This is a genomic window from Streptomyces sp. NPDC101166 (assembly GCF_044768125.1).
Lineage (GTDB): Bacteria > Actinomycetota > Actinomycetes > Streptomycetales > Streptomycetaceae > Streptomyces.
Map to the genome: position 1 here is coordinate 1 of NZ_JBIWPF010000124.1, position 1,145 is coordinate 1,145.

Sequence of the window (1,145 nt, forward strand, 5' to 3'; positions counted from 1 at the left end):
CAACGCATGAGCGGCGCCCAGCGCCTGGGCCGACGCTTCCGCCGCCCCGGCTGCCAGGCACAGCCGGGCTACGCCGACCGCAACTTCGGCGGCTAACGGCAGGTCGCGGATGGCCATGGCGTTCGCCCACGCGTCCGAACAGTGGGTGGTGGCTGCGGCGGTGCTGCCTTCGGCCGCACGCAGCAATCCCATTCGTAGCCCGAACATCGCCCGGTACGAACGGTCCTCGCTCACGGCCCGCCCGAGATCGGACTCGACCCGCCGCAAACAGCGCGCCGACTCGGCCAGATCCCCATCGAACCGGGCGACATCCGCCGCGAGCAGCTGGGTCATGACGGTGTCCCCGCCGGACAAGGTCTCCTCGGCCAGCGCACTCAGATCGGTCCGCGCCGCCTCCACCTCACCCGAATGCAAGCGGATCATCACCAGCCACACCCGCAGCGCCACCGGCCTGCCCAGCTCCTCCGCCGCGACCAACGCCGACGCCATCGCCTCCTCGGCCCCGCCGAAATCCCCGAGCGCGGCCCGCGTGAACGCCAGATACGTCAACGCGGTGGACCAGCCCCACCGCTCCCCGGCCTCCTCGAAACACTCCGCCGCCATCCGCAGATCCGCGTCCAACCGCGCCACCCCGGACTCATTGGCGTGCAGGAACGACCGCACCAACCAGAACATCCCCCGAGTCCACGCATCGGAATGCCCCAGCCACGGCTCCACCACCCCGAGCCCCACATCGACTCGCTCGCCTGCCAACTCCACCAGCGCCAGAGCCAACTCCGCTGCCCCATCCGCGGTCACCGATCCGGCCGAACCCGAAGCTGATTCCGCTGTCCAGCGGAGGATGTGGTCGGTGGCCGTGGTCAGTTCGGTGGCTTGGGCGGCGAGCAGGGAATGCAGGGCGAAGGCTGCGGCCAGTGGGGGATGGGGGTGGGTGGTCGGGAGTTCGAGGATCGGGCGTAGGAGGCGGACGGCGTCGGTGTGATTGGCGTGCAGGGCCCAGTACATGCCGAGGGCCGAGCCCAGGTGGGACGCGGTGTCGGTGTCGGCGGACTCCTGGGCGAAGCGGAGGGCGGCGATCAGGTGATCGTGGTGGGCGTCGAGGAGCCGGAGCCAGGGGAGTTGGGTGCGGCCGCGCAGATGCGGGT

1 protein-coding gene is annotated in these 1,145 nt (G+C 70.8%); it reads right to left on the minus strand.

The features are described 5' to 3' along the window. Window positions 1-1,005: hypothetical protein (locus ACIRS4_RS36975; protein WP_404204463.1), on the minus strand; the 1,005-nt coding region annotated here is incomplete at its 3' end. Between the last annotated feature and the right edge of the window lie 140 nt (window positions 1,006-1,145).